Genomic DNA, 16456 nt, shown 5'->3' on the forward strand with positions numbered 1-16456 from the left:
TTAGGGAAAGCGGAATGAGATTTAAAGTTGGCCTGCTTCACATCGCTGTCATTGTGGGCTCTCTGCTTGCCGCTACACTGGCAAATGCCGCGACAATCAACCTCGTTGGCTTCGGTGACAGCCTGATGGCCGGGTTCCAGTTGCCGCCGGGAGACGGCTTTCCCGAGAAGCTGCAGGCCGCACTCAAAGCGAAGGGAGTCGATGTCGCGATCACCAATGCCGGCGTTTCCGGCGACACCTCGACCGGCGGGCTTGCACGGGTCGACTGGTCGGTTCCCGACGGAACGAGCGGCGTCATCCTGGAGCTTGGCGCCAATGATGCGCTTCGGGGGATTGCGCCCGAGGAAACCGAGCGAAACCTTGATGAAATCATTGCCCGGCTAAAGAACAGAGGTATTCCTGTCCTGCTTGCTGGCATGATCGCGCCGCCGAACATGGGGGCGGACTATGCTGCTCGGTTCAATCCCATCTTCGAGAAACTGGCGCAAAAACATCAGGTTCCGCTCTACGCCTTTTTCCTCGATGGCGTTGTGCTAGACCCCAGCCTTAAGCTTGAGGACGGTATGCACCCTAATTCCAAGGGAGTGGATGTCATGGTTCAGAAGATGGAGCCTGCTGTCACAAATTTCATCGGGACGATTTCTACTGTGAAGAAATAGGGGCTTGCGCGGCTCACCATTGCGTGATTCCGTGTTAGCACCTGCAAAAGATTCGGGGAGTGCTCGTTATGCCGAGACTTTTTACCGCCCTCGAAATTCCGCGCAATGCGGCGATGAGCCTTTCATTGCTGCGCGGTGGTCTTCCCGGTGCCCGATGGATCGATGTGGAGAATTACCACGTCACTTTGCGCTTTATCGGCGATGTCGATGGCCGCACCGCTGACGAGATCGTCGAGCGGCTGGACAGGATCGACCGCCCGGAATTCCAGATCAGGCTCGATGGTATCGGCGCTTTCGGTTCCAAGAAGCCGCATTCGGTTTGGGCGGGTGTTTCGCCCTCTCCCGAGATGTATGCGCTTCAGGGCGAGATCGAGCGCATCTGCCAGAGGATCGGCCTTCCGCCCGATCCCCGCAAGTTTACGCCGCATGTGACGCTTGCCCGCCTGAAGTCGTCGCGCGTCGATGACGTGGTTCACTACCTGTCGGGCCGCGGCAATTTCCAGACTTCGACCTTCACCGTGCCGCGCTTCGTCCTGCTCTCTTCGCGGGATTCGGTCGGCGGCGGGCCTTATCTGACGGAAGAGGTCTTCCCGCTCCATGAAGCGCTGTCGGCGCCGAGTTCGCCGAGCAACTTCATGCAGCCTGCCAAGAGCCTGGCATAGACATGCTCGAAGCCTTCCGGACCACCGTAATAGGGGTCCGGAATATCCTCGCCGGTGCCGAGGGCGATGTCGCCGAAAAGGTGGGATGTTGCGGGCGTTCGGTGATGCGCGCCGAAGCTCGGCCACGTTGTTCCGGTCCATCGCGATAACCAGATCGAATGCCGCGACGTCTTCGCTGCGGATGCGGCGTGCCCTCTGTGCGGATATGTCGATCCCGTGCTGTCTGGCTGTTGCGGCCGATCGCCGGTCTGGAGGGTCGCCTTCGTGCCAGCCGCCCGTTCCGGCCGAATCGATGGCAAACTTGTCCGAGAGCCCGGCCCCTGCCGCGGTATGGCGAAAGATTCCTTCCGCCAGCGGCGACCGGCAGATATTGCCCATGCAAACAAACAGGATGCTGACGCGTTTCATGAAGAGACTTATGAAAGGTGATCGGAGGACAATGACATGAAGATGGAAAAACTGGAACGCCGCGCAATCGACGAGCATCTGGCAGCAGTCGCAGGATGGGCCTTGCCGAGGACGGCAAGTCGATCTCCAAAACCTTCAAGTTCGGCAGTTTCGTCGAAGCGTTCGGCTTCATGGCGCAGTCGGCGCTGTCGGCCGAGAAGCTCAATCACCATCCGGAATGGTTCAATGTCTATTCGCGGGTCGACGTGACGCTTAACACGCATGATGCCGGCGGGCTGACCGAGCTTGATTTCAAACTGGCCAAGGCAATGGACAAGGCGGCCGGTCTGAACACAAACAATTGAATCGCGTCCGGCAGTCACCATATCAGGCCATGCATTTTGAGGAGATCGGAATGGACGACGTCAAATACGGTGAGATCCTGCTGCCCGGCGATGAGGAAACCCAGAGCCGCCGGGAAAAGGCGGTGCGCAAGAAATTCTGGCCGACCTTCAAGCGCGCCGTCCGGCAGATCCCGTTCTCGCGCGATGTCGTTGCTGCTTTCTATTGCGCCACCGACCCGGCGACGCCTGCGCGCGTCCGCGGCATCCTGCTGGCAGCACTCGCCTATTTCGTTCTGCCGTTCGACATGATCCCGGATATTTTCGCGGTTGTCGGCTTCTCCGACGATATTGCCGTGCTGTCGGCCGCCTTTGCGCTTGTCAGCGGCCATATGAAGCCCAGGCACTATGAGGCTGCCGATCGCGCCCTTGCCGATCAGCCCGAGGGCATGAAGACCGTCTAGGCGGTTTCCGCGTCCAGAACCTTCTTGAGCTTGCCGAAAGCGAGCCTGATCCTCGATTTCACCGTGCCGAGCGGCAGCCCCGTGGCTTCGGCGATTTCCGAATGCGATTGTCCAAGGAAGAAGGCGGCGCGCAGCATCTCGCGCTGCTCTTCCGGCAGCTGGCTGACCGCGGCGCGCACATGGGCATCGCGGTCATCATTGGCCACCGCCTCGTCGGCACCGATTTCGGCAGCCGGTTGCAGTGTCGGGTCGTCTTCATCAAGGACGCGAGCCCTGGCGCGCCGCTGCAGGTCGATGCGGCGGTTGCGAGCGATGCGGAACAGCCAGGTGGATAGCGAAGAGCGCGCCGGATCGTAGAGACCGGCCTTGTGCCAGAGCACGATCATCACTTCCTGGACCAACTCTTCTGCCTCGGTTGCGGGCATGCGTTGGCGAAGCAGCCAGGATTTCAGCCTCGGCGCGAAATAATCGAACAGGACGGAGAAAGCCTGCTGGTCCCGCAGATCGGCGACAGCTTTTGCGAGGGCAGCGAAACGCTGTTTTTCCTCAGCATCCATGTCCGGTCACGTTCCCCCTGGCTCAGGCAATTCTTGGACGAATTTCCAATACCTTAATGAGGTACAACGGATTTTCGAAAGGTCAAACTCTTGCCTGAATCTTTATGTCTTAAATTGCTCTCGAAGGGATGACGCGACGTCATCGACGCATAACATCACCGCAGGCAGCCGCACCAAGCCGAACGTTGACACACAGGCCTAAATGACACAGGTGGAGACAAATCACGGTCTCCGTTGACGCTTTGGTAACCTGAATTAAGTCAAAATAAAGCAGATCGTGACGAAAGCGCTGCCCGCTCTGATCGGGCGCTGAATCGCAAGAACCGGCAGGAAATCAATGTTTGTAAAAAGTATCGCACCCGCTCTCGCTCTCGTTCTCATCACGGCCGGAGTCGCAGGAGCGCAGCAGGGCGGAGCCTCGGCGCCGACCCGCATCCAGCAGTTCCAGGCTTGGGGCGCCTATTCCTACAAGCAGGGCAACAGCACCGTCTGCTACGTACTGTCCGTTCCGACAACGAAGCAGCCGGCAAGCGTCGATCACGGTGATAACTTCTTCATCGTATCGCAGCGCCCGGGTCAGAACATTTCCTACGAGCCGCAGGCGATGATGGGCTACACGGTCAAGGAAAATTCCAAGATCAACGTCGTCATCGACAACAAGACCTTCGTCATGTTCACCAAGGACAAGGCAGGCTGGGTCGAGAATGCCGCTCAGGAGCCCGCTCTCGTGGCGGCGATGAAGGGCGGTCATTCGATGACGGTCACAGCCGTCTCGCGCAAGGGCACCGGTACGTCCTACGCCTATTCGCTGTCCGGCATATCGGCGGCGCTGAAGCAGATCGAAAGCTGCAAGTAAGCTCTTGCGCTCGATCGAAGAATTCGAAGGCCGGCCTTGCGCCGGCCTTTGCCGTTTCCATCTATAGTGACGTGTGGGGAAAATGATGATAAAGCCCCGCGCAACAGCGGAACGATTGCGGCTTTGCCCGTAGCTCCGCATTCAATTTTCTGCGAACTGCCGATGTCACCCGCCAAGTCTTCCGGCTTACCGGGATGCGTCCAGTTTTGATTTCGGGATCGAGAAACTATGTCCGTCATGGATGCTATGGCCGTTACCAAGCCGCAGGCGCCGCGCCCCCAGATCAGCGACGAGAAGCCCTCGCTGATCGGTTTGTCGCGCGAGCAGATGGCCGATGCGCTGCGCGAAAAGGGCGTGCCGGAAAAGCAGATCAAGATGCGCGTCAGCCAGCTCTGGAACTGGATCTATGTGCGCGGCGTCTCCGATTTCGATCATATGGCGAATATCTCCAAGGATATGCGCGAAACGCTGAAGCAGCATTTCACGATCGCCCGTCCTGAAATCGTCGAGGAGCAGGTTTCCAACGACGGTACCCGCAAATGGCTGCTGCGCTTTCCGCCGCGCGGCGCCGGGCGTCCCGTCGAGATCGAAGCCGTCTATATTCCCGAAGAAGGCCGCGGCACGCTCTGCATTTCCAGTCAGGTTGGCTGCACGCTCACCTGTTCCTTCTGTCACACCGGCACGCAGCGCCTGGTGCGCAACCTGACAGCGGAGGAAATTCTCTCGCAGCTGCTGCTTGCCCGCGACCGGCTGGGCGACTTCCCGGATCGCGAGGCACCGCAGGGCACGATCATGCCGGCCGAGGGCCGCAAGGTCAGCAATATCGTGATGATGGGCATGGGCGAGCCGCTCTACAATTTCGATGCCGTCAAGCAGGCGCTGCTGATCGCGACGGATGGCGATGGACTGTCGCTCTCGAAGCGCCGCGTCACGCTGTCCACATCCGGCGTCGTGCCTGAGATCTTCCGCACCGGCGACGAGATCGGCGTCATGCTGGCGATCTCGCTGCACGCCGTTCGCGACGACCTGCGCGACATCCTGGTGCCGATCAACAAGAAGTATCCGCTGAAGGAACTGATCGACGCCTGCCGGAAGTATCCGGGTCTTTCCAACGCCCGCCGCATCACCTTCGAATATGTGATGCTGAAGGACGTCAATGACAGTCTGGAAGACGCGAAGGGGTTGATCCAGCTACTGAAGGGTGTTCCGGCGAAGATCAACCTGATCCCGTTCAACCCGTGGCCGGGCACCAACTATCAGTGTTCGGATTGGGCGCAGATCGAGAAGTTTGCCGATTTCATCAATTCGGCCGGCTACGCCTCGCCGATCCGCACGCCGCGCGGCCGCGATATTCTTGCAGCCTGCGGGCAGCTGAAGTCGGAGTCCGAGCGCATGCGCAAGACCGAGCGTCTCGCCTTCGAAGCGATGATGATTGCCAATCACGGCGCGGACGACTGATCAGCAAGTTTGATCCTTCTAACAGTTCTTTGCGATTGATCGGGCCTTCGTCTTTTTCTAGAAGCGCCTGATAATCTATGGAGGACTCTATGCGTTCGATCTTGCTCGCCGTTGCGGCGACCCTTGCCCTTACCCTGCCTGCAAAGGCTGAAGACGTCACGGTTGCCGTGACGGCGATCGTCGAGCATCCGGCACTCGATGCCGTTCGCAAGGGCGTGCAGGACACGCTGGCGGCTGCCGGCTACAAGGAAGGCGAGAACCTCAAGTTCCTGTTCGAATCCGCACAGGGCAACCCGGCAACGGCAGCGCAGATCGCCCGCCAGTTCGCCGGCGAAGATCCGAACGTCATCGTACCGATCTCCACGCCGTCGGCGCAGGCCGTCGTTTCCTCGACGCGCGATATTCCTGTCGTCTTCACCGCGGTTTCCGATCCGCTCGGCGCACAGCTGGTGAAGGACATGGACAAGCCGGGCGGCAACGTTACCGGTCTGTCCGACATGTCGCCGGTTGCCGAGCATATCGCGCTGATCAAGGAAATCCTGCCGAACGTGAAGTCGATCGGCTATCTCTACAATTCGGGCGAAGCCAACTCCGTATCGCTGTTGGCCATGCTGAAGACGGAAGCCGAGAAGGCCGGCCTCAAGGTCGTTGAATCCGCCGCCACCAAGTCGGCGGAAGTTCAGGGCGCCGCCCGCGCGCTTGTCGGCCGTGCTGACGTCATCTACGTGCCGACCGACAACACGATCATCTCGGCTCTCGAAGGCGCGGTTGCCGTTGCCGAGGAAGCGAAGCTGCCGCTCTTCACCGCCGACACCGATTCCGTCTCGCGCGGCTCGATCGCCGCCCTCGGCTTCAACTACTACGATGTCGGCAAGCAGACCGGCGATATCGTCGTGCGCATTCTCAAGGGTGAGAACCCGGGCGACATTGCCGTCAAGGTTGCTGCCGGTAGCGACCTCGTCGTCAACAAGAAGGCCGCCGAAAAGATGGGCGTGACGCTGCCGGAAAGCGTGCTGAAGCGCGCCAACCGCGTCGTCGAGTAAACCGAAACCGTCGCTTTCGATATTGCGTTTAGCCGCCCCTGTTTCTAAACGGGGGCGGTTTGGTATTTTAAGACCCGCGAAAGCACGGGCACAGAAGAACAGAAAGGCGGGAGGCCTTGAGCCAGATTGCATTTTGGGGAGCCGTGGAACTGGGGCTGGTCTATGCCTTCGTTGCGCTCGGCGTCTATCTCGCCTTCCGCGTGCTCGATTTTCCGGATCTGACGGTCGACGGGTCGTTTCCGCTTGGGGCCGCCGTCACTGCGGTGTTGATCATCGCGGGCGCCAATCCATGGCTTGCCGCGCTGGTGGCGATGATTGCGGGCTCTGCTGCCGGCATCGTCACGGCGATGCTGAACGTGCGGTTCAAGATTCTCAATCTGCTCGCCTCGATCCTGACGATGATCGCGCTGTTCTCGGTGAACCTGCGCGTGATGGGCAAGCCGAACGTGGCGCTGATCAATGCCGACACGATGATAAGCCCGTTCTTCGGTCATGGCCTGCGAGATTTCTACGTCCGTCCGCTTTTCGTCGGCGTGCTCGTCGTCATCGCCGTTATCGTCGTCTGGCGTTTCCTTGAGAGCGATGCGGGACTTGCGATGCGCGCGACTGGCGCCAACGCCCGCATGGCCCGCGCCCAGGGCGTCGATACCAACCGGCAGATCTATCTCGGCATGGCGATCTCGAATGCGCTGGTGGCGCTCGGCGGCTCGCTGTTTGCGCAGACCAATGGCTTTGCCGACGTCACATCGGGTGTGGGCACGATCGTCGTCGGTCTCGCGGCCGTCATCGTCGGTGAAACGTTGCTTGGGCGGCGCGGTCTGCTGATCGCGTTGATCGGCTGCGTGCTCGGCTCGATCATCTATCGCATCGCCATCCAGCTTGCGCTGTCGACCGATTTCATCGGCCTGCAGGCTTCGGACCTCAATTTCGTCACGGCGGTACTCGTCACGATCGCGCTGATCCTTCCCCGTCTTCGCCGCGGAGGAGCCGCATCGTGATCAGCGTTCAGGATATCAAGGTTGTCTTCGGCAAGGGCACGCCGCTTGAAAAGAAGGCGTTGAACGGCATCAGCCTGACGATCGAGCAGGGTTCCTTCGTCACCGTCATCGGCTCGAATGGTGCCGGTAAATCGACCCTGCTCGGCGTGCTCGCCGGCGATGTGCTGGCCAGCGAAGGCAAGGTGACGATCGGCACGACCGACGTCACGCGCAAGCAGACGGCGGCGCGGGCCGGGCTTGTGGCCCGCGTGTTCCAGGATCCGTTGACCGGAAGCTGTGGTGCCCTGTCGATCGAGGAAAATCTGGCGCTGGCCGCCCGCCGCGGCGAGCGGCGCGGCCTGGTGTCGGCGCTCGGGCCAAAGCGCCGCGAGCATTTCCGCGAACGCATCGGCGAACTCAATCTCGGTCTCGAAAACCGCATGGCCGACCGTATGGATCTGCTCTCCGGCGGTCAGCGGCAGGCGGTTTCGCTGGTCATGGCAACGCTGGCCGGTTCGGAGGTGCTGCTGCTCGACGAGCATACGGCAGCGCTCGACCCTGGGATGGCCGAGTTCGTCATGGGGCTGACTGACAAGATCGTTTCTGAGCGCAAGCTGACGACGCTGATGGTCACCCATTCGATGCGCCAGGCGCTCGACTACGGCCATCGGACGATCATGTTGCATGGCGGCGAGATCGTGCTCGATGTCAGCGGCGACAACCGCAAGGATCTGCAGGTCGAGGACCTGATCGCGATGTTCCGCAAGATGCGCGGCCAGACGCTCGACGACGATGCATTGCTGATCGGCTGATCGAAATATTTTCGAGGCGATGTCGATCCGCTTGCATCGCATTCGTTATCCGTCACCATCGCATGGAGCGGTGGTGAGCTAAGGAGACGGATGATGAAATATATAGCGCTGATCTACATGGACCCGAACACGCGCACGCCATCGGATTCCCCCGAATTCGGAAAAATGATGAGCGGCTATGCCACCGCGACCGAGACCTACAAGAAGGATGGGATCTGGGTTGCCGGCGATGCGTTGCAGCCGGTAACGACCGCGACCACCGTCAGGGTGCGCAACGGCCGGACCGAGACCATGGATGGTCCCTTTGCCGACACCAAGGAGCAGCTTGGCGGCTTCTACATCCTCGATTGCGACAATCTCGACGATGCGATCAAATACGCAGCGATGATCCCGCATGCGGCTATGGGCTGCGTTGAAGTGCGGCCGATCATGGTCTTCGACCGTTGATGAGCGAGGTTCCGGCCGCCGGTCCAGTTGCCGACGCGATCGACAAGATCGCCCGGCAGGACGGTGGCCGTCTCCTTTCCAGCCTGGTGGGCGCGCTGCGGGATTTCCAGCTGGCCGAGGACAGCCTGTAGGACGCACTGGAATCGGCGCTGGTCCATTGGGGCCGCAATGGTCTCCCGGCTTCGCCAAACGCCTGGCTGATGCAGGTCGCCCGCCGCAAGGCGATCGACCGGCTGCGGCGCTCGGCCAATTTCCGGGCGAAGTCTGCAGAGATCACCCATCTTGTCGAGCTGGAGCGCGCATCGCCCATAGCTGGCGAGCCTGATCCGATCGGCGATGAGCGGCTGAAGCTGATCTTTGCCTGCTGCCACCCGGCGATCGACCGGAAGACCTGCGTTGCGCTGACCTTGCGCTCTGTGTGCGGGCTGAGAACCGAAGAGATCGCCGACGCCTTTCTCGACCGGCATGATGCGATGGCGCAGCGGCTTGTGCGCGCCCGCGACAAGATTGCCAAGGCAGGGATCGCTTATGAGGTGCCGGGGCCGGAGGGATGGACGGCACGGCTCGAAAGCGTGCTTGCCGTCGTCTATCTGATCTTCAACGAAGGCTATGCTTCTGGAAGCGGCAGCCATATCCGTGTCGATCTTTGCGAAGAGGCGATCCGGCTCGGGCGGGTGCTGATGGCGCTGCGTCCTGATGAGCCTGAGATCGAGGGGCTGCTATCGCTGATGCTTCTGCATCATGCCCGCCGAGCCGCGCGGATCGGCGAGGGCGGCGCGATCCGCACTCTCGAAATGCAGGATCGCAGCCTCTGGGATCGCACGGGGATAGCCGAGGGCGTGGCCCTGATTGAACGCGCGCTGAAGCGTGGCTGCCCAGGCGCGTATCAGCTGCAGGCGGCCATCATTGCCGTGCATGCGGAGGCGCGGGATTTTGCCGATACGGATTGGCGGCAGATTGCGCTGCTCTACGGAGAGCTCGCCCGCACAGCGGACAACCCGGTCTATGAACTGAACCGGATCGTCGCGCTGTCCTACATCGAGGGTGCGGCCGGAGCACTTGCCCGGCTCAAGCCGATCGCCATGGCGCTCACGCAGTATCAGCCCTTCTATGCGGTGCAGGCCGATCTTCTGGCGCGCGACGGCCATGTTGATCAGGCGAGGCTCGCCTATGCCAGGGCGATCGAGCTCTCGATGTCCGAAGCTGAGAAGCTGTTTCTAGCGCAGCGGCTCGAGGCGCTTCGGGACAGCTAAGCTTAACGGGCCTGCGTGAAGAAAATCTTCGCCGCGAAGATCGAGAAGACGCCTGCGAAAGTGTAATCCATGCCGCGCAGCACCTTTCTGTTCTTCTGCAGCCAGCCGGCCAGCCAGTCGGAGGCGAAGACCACGGCCGCATTCACCGGCATGCCGATGAGAATGAAGAAGAAGCCGAGGAACAGCAGCTTGTGCGTGACGGCAGGATCGCCGGCGGTGACGAACTGCGGCAGGAAGGTCATGAAGAAGATGATGACCTTGGGGTTGAGCAGATTGACCCAGAAGCCGCTGGAGATGTTGGAGAGCGGCGTGCCCTTGACCTCATCGACCTTTTCGACCGAGAGTTTCGAGCCGAAACGGATCGCCTGGACTGCAAGCCACAGCAGATAGGCGGCGCCGCCGGTCTTCAGGATCAGGAAGGCGGTCGGCGAAGCGGTGATCAGCGCCGAAATGCCGAAGGCAACCAGCATGGTGTGGACGACGATGCCGAGGCTGGTGCCGAGCACGACATAGAGCGCCGGCTTCTTGCCCTGCGACAGGGCGCGGCTGATCGAGAGCGTCATGTCCGGCCCTGGCGTTGCTGCGAGCAGCAGGCTTGCAGCGGCAAAGGCGAGGAGCGTCGGCAGGGTCGGAAGAAAGTCCATGGTGCACTCTGAAAGCCGGAAAGAGATATTGTTTCTCATATCCGGCTTTCGAAAAATTACCAATCAAACCTTCTGATGTGGCCGATCGCTTCCGGTCGTCACTTGGCTTCCAGGAACGCCTTGAACTTGTCGGCATAGTCCTTGTGCCAGCGCGACAGCGGCGGGCGGTTTTCGATGACGTCGCCGGCCGCCCAGGCCATGCGGCGTTCATCGACAGGACGTGCGACGTCGTTGTCGGGGCAGAGGATGTAGAAATCGCCCTTTGCCAAGCTCTCGACCATGAAATCGACCGTCTGCTCCGGCGTCCAGGCTGCAGCTGGCTTTTCGGCGCGATCGCCCTTGGTCAGCCCGGTGAAGACGAAGCCGGGGATCAGCAGATGAGCGGAAATCTTCGAGCCTTCGGTGTTGCGCAGCTCGTGTTCAAGCGCCTCCGTGAAGACCTTCACGCCGGCTTTCGAAACGTTGTAGGCGGGGTTGCCGGGCGGGGTGGTGATGCCTTGCTTGGAGCCGGTGTTGATGATCAGGCCGGGCTCGCCATGCTTGGTCATCGCGGCGCCAAAGGCACGAGTGCCGTTGATGACGCCCAGCAGATTGACGCCGAGAATGTTGTCCCAATCGGCCTGCGGGCTGAATATCGAGGTTTCCGGCCCGATGCCGGCATTGTTCATCAGCACGTGAACACGGCCGAAGCGCTGGATGACCGCCCGCTCCAATGCCTCGAGCGCCGCCTTATCGGAGACATCGGTTTCGGCTGCAAGAACGTGTTCTGCGCCAACGATGGCCTCGAGCTCGGCACGTGCCTTGGCGAGCTTCTCCTGGCCGAGATCGGCGATGACGACGCTCATGCCCGCCTTGGTAAAATGCTTTGCCGCCGCAAGGCCGATACCGGAGGCTCCGCCGGTAATGACGGCAACGTTGGATGGTTTGAAAATCTCTTGAATATTCGTCACGGGACCGGCTCTCCTCGAAGCGTTGTGCGGACGAAGCCAGATATGGGTTGGCATTTGACGCTGTCAAACACTATCCGCGACCGAAAAGCGGCGCTTCCCGCCCTTGCGTCGTGTGACAATCTCGCTAAAAGTGCCCGCGACACCGGGCTTTGCGGTTTGCCGCTGCCCCTTTGCAACGGACCTCATCATCATGGCACCTAAAAAAGACGTGAAGAAAGTCGTGCTTGCCTATTCGGGCGGCCTCGACACCTCGATCATCCTGAAGTGGCTGCAGACCGAACTCGGCGCCGAAGTCGTGACCTTCACGGCCGACCTTGGCCAGGGCGAAGAGCTCGAGCCGGCGCGCAAGAAGGCCGAGATGCTCGGCATCAAGGAAATCTACATCGAGGACGTGCGCGAAGAATTCGTGCGCGACTTCGTCTTCCCGATGTTCCGTGCCAATGCCGTCTATGAAGGCGTCTATCTGCTCGGCACCTCGATTGCCCGTCCGCTGATCTCCAAGCACCTGATCGACATCGCCCGCAAGACCGGCGCCGATGCGATCGCGCATGGCGCGACCGGCAAGGGCAACGACCAGGTTCGCTTCGAGTTGTCTGCCTATGCACTGAACCCGGATATCAAGATCATCGCGCCGTGGCGCGACTGGGACTTCAAGAGCCGTACCGATCTGCTGGCCTTTGCCGAACAGCATCAGATCCCAGTTGCCAAGGACAAGAAGGGCGAGGCGCCGTTCTCCGTCGACGCCAATCTTCTGCACTCCTCGTCCGAGGGCAAGGTTCTGGAAGATCCGGCTCAGGAAGCGCCCGAATATGTGCATATGCGCACGATCTCGCCGGAAGCCGCTCCCGACAAAGCCACCGTCATCAAGGTCGGCTTCGAAAAGGGCGATGCCGTCTCGATCAACGGCGTCCGCATGAGCCCGGCGACCCTGCTCGCAGCGCTCAACAATTACGGCCGTGACAACGGCATCGGCCGTCTCGACCTCGTCGAGAACCGCTATGTCGGTATGAAGTCGCGCGGCGTCTACGAAACGCCCGGCGGCACGATCCTGCTCGCGGCGCACCGCGCCATCGAGTCGATCACGCTCGATCGTGGTGCAGCTCACCTCAAGGATGAGCTGATGCCGAAGTATGCCGAGCTCATCTACTACGGGTTCTGGTTCTCTCCGGAGCGCGAAATGCTGCAGGCTCTCATCGACAAGAGCCAGGAGCATGTCGAGGGCGAAGTGACGCTGAAGCTCTACAAGGGCAATGTCATGGTCACCGGCCGCGAGAGCCCCAAGTCGCTCTATTCCGACAAGCTGGTCACCTTCGAAGACGATCAGGGCGCGTACGATCAGAAGGACGCGGCCGGCTTCATCAAGCTCAACGCGCTGCGCCTGCGCACGCTCGGCAAGCGCAATCTGAAGGGCTGATCATCGCTCGATTGCTTTTCGAAAGGCCCGCCACGCGCGGGCCTTTTTCGTTTGCGCTCCAGCACCTTGACGGCATTGTGCTTTGGCATAGTCTGCGCAGATCACTCGCGGAGCATTTCATGACGCAGTCTCTCCTTCTGGGCGCCTTTCTGGCAGCCCTTTTTTATGTGCTCATTCCCGGTCCCGCTTTCCTGCAGCTGCTTGGCATCGGCGCCGGGCAGGGCCGCAAGGCGGGAGCGTTTTTCCTGATGGGGCATCTGGTCGGCGACATCATCTGGTCGGCGCTGGCCTTGATCGCGATCGTCGGTGCGAAGATCATCGGCACCTTCGTGTTCGACCTGCTCGGCCTGCTTTGCGGCTTCTACCTTGCATGGATCGGCTGGAACGCCGTGAGCGCCAGACCGAAGGCCGATGGTCAGGCACTCGTTGTCGTCGAACGCCCTTTCCGCCGTGGCCTGATCTTCGGCGTTACCAATCCCAAGGGATATCCGGTGGCGCTTGCAACGTTCACGGCGCTTGTCGCCGGTTCGGCAAGCGCGCTGGATTTCGCAGCTTTGCCCCTGATGCTCAGCGTCTCGTTCGTCGGCTTCGTGACTGCCGATATCATCCTCGTCACCATCATCGGTGCGGGCGCCGTGCGCCGCTTCTATCGCGCCAACGAGCGGCTGATCGTGCGCTGCTCCGGCGTGCTGTTCATGGGCTTTGCCGTTCAGGCCCTATGGCATGCGACGCCCGGGCTGCTTGGCTGGCGCAAGGCCTGAACGTCAGGTGCTGATGAAATCGACGATCGATTTCAGTGTCTTCTCGCCATCGGTGTCGCCGAGGGACTTGGCGATCTGCAGCTGGTTTTCGTAGTAATCACGGAAATTGAACGCTGTGCCGTCGGTAACGCCGCGCAGGTCCAGCAGATTGCCCTGCGCATCGATCGCATGCATCGGCAACGGCTCTGAGATCGCCGCAAACGTGTCCTGGTCGAGCTCTCCGGCATCGAAGCTCTGCCGGGCATAGCTTCGCAATTCGCCCGGGCTGACTGCGGTGAAATCCGGGCCGCCGGAAGCTGTTACGTCGTCTACCCTGAAGCCGGGTTGGACTGCCGGTCCAGTATCAATTTCAATATCGGAGGTCTTCGAAGATTTTGCGTTATTGTGACTGTTTTTAAAAAGCAAACTTTGAGAAGACCGCACAGAAAAAATTTCCATGGCGCATGTCCCCTTACGAAAAGAGTAAGCGAAAACTAGCGTCTAGGACCGCCGGGCGTCAATCGTTAACAAATAGTTAATTTTCGTCTATCAGTTTTCATGGATCAAATCTTCCATCTATCGGCAAAAGACGAATTTGATCAGCAACATACCATTGCCGCGAAGCGTCACCTATATTGCCGTTTCACTTGCTTGCGTAAAAGGATGTCAGCATGCCTTCCACACCAGAATTCAATCCGGCGCTCGTCAACTGGAACGGGCATCACGGCCTGCCGCGCTTCGAAGCGCTCAATGATGGCGACTTCGCAGCCGCCTTCGATGCGGCGCTCGCGTCTCACGAAACGGAGATCGATGCGATCGCCGCCAATGCCGAGGCGCCGACCTTCGAAAATACCATCGTCGCGTTGGAGATTGCCGGCGATGAGCTGTCGCGTGTCTCCGCGCTGTTCTGGAACCGGGCAGGTGCGCATACCAACGATGTCATCCAGGCGCTCGAGCGCGAGATCTCGCCGAAGATGTCGCGGCACTATTCGAAGATCGGCATGAATGCCGGTCTCTTCGCGCGCATCGATACGCTGTGGGAAAAGCGCGCGGAACTGGGGCTGACCCTGGAGCAGACGCGGGTGCTGGAACGCCACTGGAAGGGCTTCGTGAAATCCGGCGCCAAGCTGCCGAAGCCGGAGCAAGAAAAGCTCGCCGGCATCAACGAGAAGCTGGCCGGTCTCGGGACCAATTTCGGACAGAACGTTCTCGCCGACGAAAAGAGCTGGTCGCTGCTCTTGTCCGAAGGGCCTGAGCTCGAAGGACTTCCGGATTTCCTGAAGGATGCGATGGTAGCGGCGGCCCGCGAACGCGGGGAAGACGGCAAGTTTGCGGTCACCCTGTCGCGCTCGATCATCGAGCCGTTCCTGACATTTTCCGAACGCCGCGATCTGCGCGAACAGGCCTTCAAGGCCTGGACTGCCCGTGGCGCGAATGCGGGCGCAACCGATAACCGCGGCATCATCAAGGAAACGCTGGCGCTGCGCAAGGAAATGGCCGGTCTTCTCGGTTATGGCAATTTCGCCGAGCTGAAGCTCGACAACACGATGGCGAAGAAGCCAGCAGCTGTCGACGAGTTGCTGCGTGCAGTCTGGGCGAAGGCTGTTTCCCGGGCCCGCGAGGAAGAGGCGGATATTGCCAGGCTGATCGCCGAGCACGGCAAGAACCACGAGGTCATGCCCTGGGATTGGCGCTTCTATGCGGAGAAGATCAGGGCGCAGAAGTTCAATTTCTCGGAAACCGAGCTGAAGCCCTATCTGCAGCTCGAAAAGATCATCGAAGCCTGCTTCGACGTTGCCAACCGTCTCTTCGGCATCCGGGCTGTCGAGAAGAAGGGCATTGCCGCCTACCATTCCGACGTGCGTGTTTTCGAAATCCGCGACGCCAGCGACAAGCTCGTGGCGCTCTTCCTCGGCGATTATTTTGCCCGCAGCTCCAAGCGCTCGGGTGCCTGGATGAGCTCCTTCCAGTCGCAGCACAAGCTGAAGCTGAAGAACGGCAACACCGGCGAGCTGCCGATCATCTATAACGTCTGCAATTTCGCCAAGCCTGCGGAAGGCAAGCCTGCGCTGCTGTCGCTCGACGACGCCCGAACGCTGTTCCACGAATTCGGTCACGCGCTGCATGGGATGCTGTCGAACGTCACCTATCCGTCGGTTTCCGGCACCGGTGTCTCGCGCGATTTCGTCGAATTGCCGTCGCAGCTTTACGAGCACTGGCTGACCGTGCCCGCGATCCTCAAGCAATATGCGGTGCATTTCGAGACAGGCGAGCCGATGCCGCAGGCGCTGCTCGACAAGGTTCTCGCGGCGCGGACCTTCAATGCGGGCTTCAATACGGTGGAATTCACTTCCTCGGCGATCGTCGACATGGAATTCCATACGCGCGATGCCGTCGATGATCCGATGGCGGTTCAGGCGGAGGTTCTGGCCGAGCTCGGCATGCCGAAGTCGCTGGTCATGCGTCATGCTTCGCCGCACTTCCAGCATATCTTCTCCGGCGGCTATTCGGCCGGCTACTATTCCTACATGTGGTCGGAAGTGCTTGATGCCGATGCGTTTGCGGCTTTCGAGGAAACCGGCGATGCCTTCAACCGCGAAATGGCGGCGAAGCTGAAGGACAACATCTATTCGACCGGCGGCTCGCTCGACCCCGAAGATGCCTACAAGGGCTTCCGCGGCAAGCTGCCGAGCCCGAACGCGATGCTGGTCAAAAAGGGTCTGGCAACCTTCAAGGAGCTCTCGGGCAGCGATGCCTGAGCGCTTGCCATAACAAAACTGTCGCCGAAGTTT

General features: G+C 60.5%; 18 protein-coding genes and 2 pseudogenes. 15 read left to right on the plus strand and 5 right to left on the minus strand.

Annotation, left to right across the window (positions count from 1 at the left end; genetic code table 11):
* The first annotated feature begins 14 nt into the window (after positions 1-14).
* Positions 15-659 carry an arylesterase gene (locus AC1DNK_RS11815; RefSeq protein WP_477941418.1) on the plus strand — a complete coding sequence of 215 codons (645 nt, stop codon included), beginning with the start codon at positions 15-17 and terminating at the stop codon, positions 657-659.
* Positions 660-727: 68 nt separating this feature from the next.
* Entirely contained in the window at positions 728-1321 is a 594-nt protein-coding gene (thpR, locus tag AC1DNK_RS11820) for an RNA 2',3'-cyclic phosphodiesterase (protein ID WP_112517775.1), read from the plus strand.
* Here the strand turns inward: thpR and AC1DNK_RS11825 are convergent.
* Positions 1228-1729, minus strand: a pseudogene (locus tag AC1DNK_RS11825) (low molecular weight protein-tyrosine-phosphatase). The gene thpR and the pseudogene AC1DNK_RS11825 sit on opposite strands and share 94 nt — an antisense overlap.
* Positions 1730-1765: 36 nt before the next feature.
* Here AC1DNK_RS11825 and AC1DNK_RS11830 point away from each other — a divergent pair.
* Positions 1766-2073: pseudogene (locus AC1DNK_RS11830) on the plus strand (4a-hydroxytetrahydrobiopterin dehydratase).
* A 50-nt stretch (positions 2074-2123) separates the two neighbouring features.
* Positions 2124-2513: a YkvA family protein gene (locus AC1DNK_RS11835; protein ID WP_477941218.1), complete on the plus strand. Its 390-nt coding sequence runs from the start codon at positions 2124-2126 to the stop codon at positions 2511-2513.
* On the opposite strand, the gene AC1DNK_RS11840 is transcribed toward AC1DNK_RS11835, so the two are convergent.
* Positions 2510-3070, minus strand: a complete 561-nt coding sequence (locus AC1DNK_RS11840; protein ID WP_477941220.1) for a sigma-70 family RNA polymerase sigma factor — start codon at positions 3068-3070, stop codon at positions 2510-2512. The two genes, AC1DNK_RS11835 and AC1DNK_RS11840, sit on opposite strands and share 4 nt — an antisense overlap.
* A 337-nt stretch (positions 3071-3407) precedes the next feature.
* Between AC1DNK_RS11840 and AC1DNK_RS11845 the strand changes: the two genes are divergently transcribed.
* The 8 genes from AC1DNK_RS11845 (at position 3408) to AC1DNK_RS11880 (ending at position 9916) form a co-directional block, all read left to right on the plus strand.
* Positions 3408-3926, plus strand: a complete 519-nt coding sequence (locus tag AC1DNK_RS11845) for an invasion associated locus B family protein (RefSeq protein ID WP_112385816.1) — start codon at positions 3408-3410, stop codon at positions 3924-3926.
* A 228-nt stretch (positions 3927-4154) separates the two neighbouring features.
* On the plus strand, positions 4155-5384 hold the full coding sequence (gene rlmN / locus AC1DNK_RS11850; protein WP_112385815.1) for a dual-specificity RNA methyltransferase RlmN: 1230 nt from the start codon (positions 4155-4157) through the stop codon (positions 5382-5384).
* An 89-nt stretch (positions 5385-5473) separates the two neighbouring features.
* Positions 5474-6427 (plus strand): ABC transporter substrate-binding protein, encoded by a 954-nt coding sequence (locus tag AC1DNK_RS11855; RefSeq protein WP_477941222.1) that lies wholly within the window; start codon positions 5474-5476, stop codon positions 6425-6427.
* 116 nt (positions 6428-6543) lie between these two features.
* Positions 6544-7425, plus strand: a complete 882-nt coding sequence (locus AC1DNK_RS11860; protein WP_477941223.1) for an ABC transporter permease — start codon at positions 6544-6546, stop codon at positions 7423-7425.
* Positions 7422-8216 (plus strand): ABC transporter ATP-binding protein, encoded by a 795-nt coding sequence (locus AC1DNK_RS11865; RefSeq protein WP_112385812.1) that lies wholly within the window; start codon positions 7422-7424, stop codon positions 8214-8216. The genes AC1DNK_RS11860 and AC1DNK_RS11865 overlap by 4 nt, the downstream gene beginning before the upstream one ends.
* 90 nt (positions 8217-8306) lie before the next feature.
* Complete coding sequence (locus AC1DNK_RS11870) at positions 8307-8663, plus strand: YciI family protein (RefSeq protein WP_477941225.1); 357 nt, start codon at positions 8307-8309, stop codon at positions 8661-8663.
* Positions 8663-8794, plus strand: coding sequence for a hypothetical protein (locus AC1DNK_RS11875; RefSeq protein WP_477941226.1), 132 nt, complete (start codon positions 8663-8665; stop codon positions 8792-8794). Before AC1DNK_RS11870 ends, AC1DNK_RS11875 begins: the two co-directional genes overlap by 1 nt.
* A 69-nt stretch (positions 8795-8863) precedes the next feature.
* Positions 8864-9916: an RNA polymerase sigma factor gene (locus AC1DNK_RS11880; protein ID WP_477941227.1), complete on the plus strand. Its 1053-nt coding sequence runs from the start codon at positions 8864-8866 to the stop codon at positions 9914-9916.
* A 2-nt stretch (positions 9917-9918) separates the two neighbouring features.
* On the opposite strand, the gene AC1DNK_RS11885 is transcribed toward AC1DNK_RS11880, so the two are convergent.
* A complete protein-coding gene (locus AC1DNK_RS11885; protein WP_112385809.1) occupies positions 9919-10560 on the minus strand; it encodes a LysE family translocator in 642 nt (213 codons plus the stop codon).
* A 98-nt stretch (positions 10561-10658) separates the two neighbouring features.
* On the minus strand, positions 10659-11510 hold the full coding sequence (locus AC1DNK_RS11890) for an SDR family NAD(P)-dependent oxidoreductase (RefSeq protein WP_477941229.1): 852 nt from the start codon (positions 11508-11510) through the stop codon (positions 10659-10661).
* Positions 11511-11700: 190 nt separating this feature from the next.
* Between AC1DNK_RS11890 and AC1DNK_RS11895 the strand changes: the two genes are divergently transcribed.
* Together AC1DNK_RS11895 and AC1DNK_RS11900 are read left to right on the plus strand one after the other, a co-directional pair.
* Positions 11701-12924 carry an argininosuccinate synthase gene (locus tag AC1DNK_RS11895; RefSeq protein WP_112385807.1) on the plus strand — a complete coding sequence of 408 codons (1224 nt, stop codon included), beginning with the start codon at positions 11701-11703 and terminating at the stop codon, positions 12922-12924.
* A gap of 119 nt (positions 12925-13043) precedes the next feature.
* Entirely contained in the window at positions 13044-13685 is a 642-nt protein-coding gene (locus AC1DNK_RS11900; protein WP_477941230.1) for a LysE family translocator, read from the plus strand.
* Positions 13686-13688: 3 nt separating this feature from the next.
* Here AC1DNK_RS11900 and AC1DNK_RS11905 read toward each other — a convergent pair whose 3' ends face one another.
* Complete coding sequence (locus tag AC1DNK_RS11905) at positions 13689-14123, minus strand: hypothetical protein (protein WP_477941232.1); 435 nt, start codon at positions 14121-14123, stop codon at positions 13689-13691.
* A 212-nt stretch (positions 14124-14335) separates the two neighbouring features.
* Between AC1DNK_RS11905 and AC1DNK_RS11910 the strand changes: the two genes are divergently transcribed.
* On the plus strand, positions 14336-16423 hold the full coding sequence (locus AC1DNK_RS11910; RefSeq protein WP_477941234.1) for a M3 family metallopeptidase: 2088 nt from the start codon (positions 14336-14338) through the stop codon (positions 16421-16423).
* Positions 16424-16456: the final 33 nt, after the last annotated feature.

It is taken from the genome of Rhizobium sp. 01N424, from assembly GCF_056399485.1.

What these genes read in the sequence shown, in the direction of transcription:
- AC1DNK_RS11870 (WP_477941225.1), top strand. Translation starts at nt 8,307, where the DNA reads ATGATGAAATATATAGCGCTGATCTACATGGACCCGAACACGCGCACG.
- rlmN (WP_112385815.1), top strand. Translation starts at nt 4,155, where the DNA reads ATGTCCGTCATGGATGCTATGGCCGTTACCAAGCCGCAGGCGCCGCGC.
- AC1DNK_RS11885 (WP_112385809.1), bottom strand. Translation starts at nt 10,560, where the DNA reads ATGGACTTTCTTCCGACCCTGCCGACGCTCCTCGCCTTTGCCGCTGCA.
- AC1DNK_RS11835 (WP_477941218.1), top strand. Translation starts at nt 2,124, where the DNA reads ATGGACGACGTCAAATACGGTGAGATCCTGCTGCCCGGCGATGAGGAA.
- AC1DNK_RS11815 (WP_477941418.1), top strand. Translation starts at nt 15, where the DNA reads ATGAGATTTAAAGTTGGCCTGCTTCACATCGCTGTCATTGTGGGCTCT.
- AC1DNK_RS11875 (WP_477941226.1), top strand. Translation starts at nt 8,663, where the DNA reads ATGAGCGAGGTTCCGGCCGCCGGTCCAGTTGCCGACGCGATCGACAAG.
- thpR (WP_112517775.1), top strand. Translation starts at nt 728, where the DNA reads ATGCCGAGACTTTTTACCGCCCTCGAAATTCCGCGCAATGCGGCGATG.
- AC1DNK_RS11845 (WP_112385816.1), top strand. Translation starts at nt 3,408, where the DNA reads ATGTTTGTAAAAAGTATCGCACCCGCTCTCGCTCTCGTTCTCATCACG.
- AC1DNK_RS11895 (WP_112385807.1), top strand. Translation starts at nt 11,701, where the DNA reads ATGGCACCTAAAAAAGACGTGAAGAAAGTCGTGCTTGCCTATTCGGGC.
- AC1DNK_RS11910 (WP_477941234.1), top strand. Translation starts at nt 14,336, where the DNA reads ATGCCTTCCACACCAGAATTCAATCCGGCGCTCGTCAACTGGAACGGG.
- AC1DNK_RS11840 (WP_477941220.1), bottom strand. Translation starts at nt 3,070, where the DNA reads ATGGATGCTGAGGAAAAACAGCGTTTCGCTGCCCTCGCAAAAGCTGTC.
- AC1DNK_RS11855 (WP_477941222.1), top strand. Translation starts at nt 5,474, where the DNA reads ATGCGTTCGATCTTGCTCGCCGTTGCGGCGACCCTTGCCCTTACCCTG.
- AC1DNK_RS11900 (WP_477941230.1), top strand. Translation starts at nt 13,044, where the DNA reads ATGACGCAGTCTCTCCTTCTGGGCGCCTTTCTGGCAGCCCTTTTTTAT.
- AC1DNK_RS11905 (WP_477941232.1), bottom strand. Translation starts at nt 14,123, where the DNA reads ATGGAAATTTTTTCTGTGCGGTCTTCTCAAAGTTTGCTTTTTAAAAAC.
- AC1DNK_RS11880 (WP_477941227.1), top strand. Translation starts at nt 8,864, where the DNA reads ATGCAGGTCGCCCGCCGCAAGGCGATCGACCGGCTGCGGCGCTCGGCC.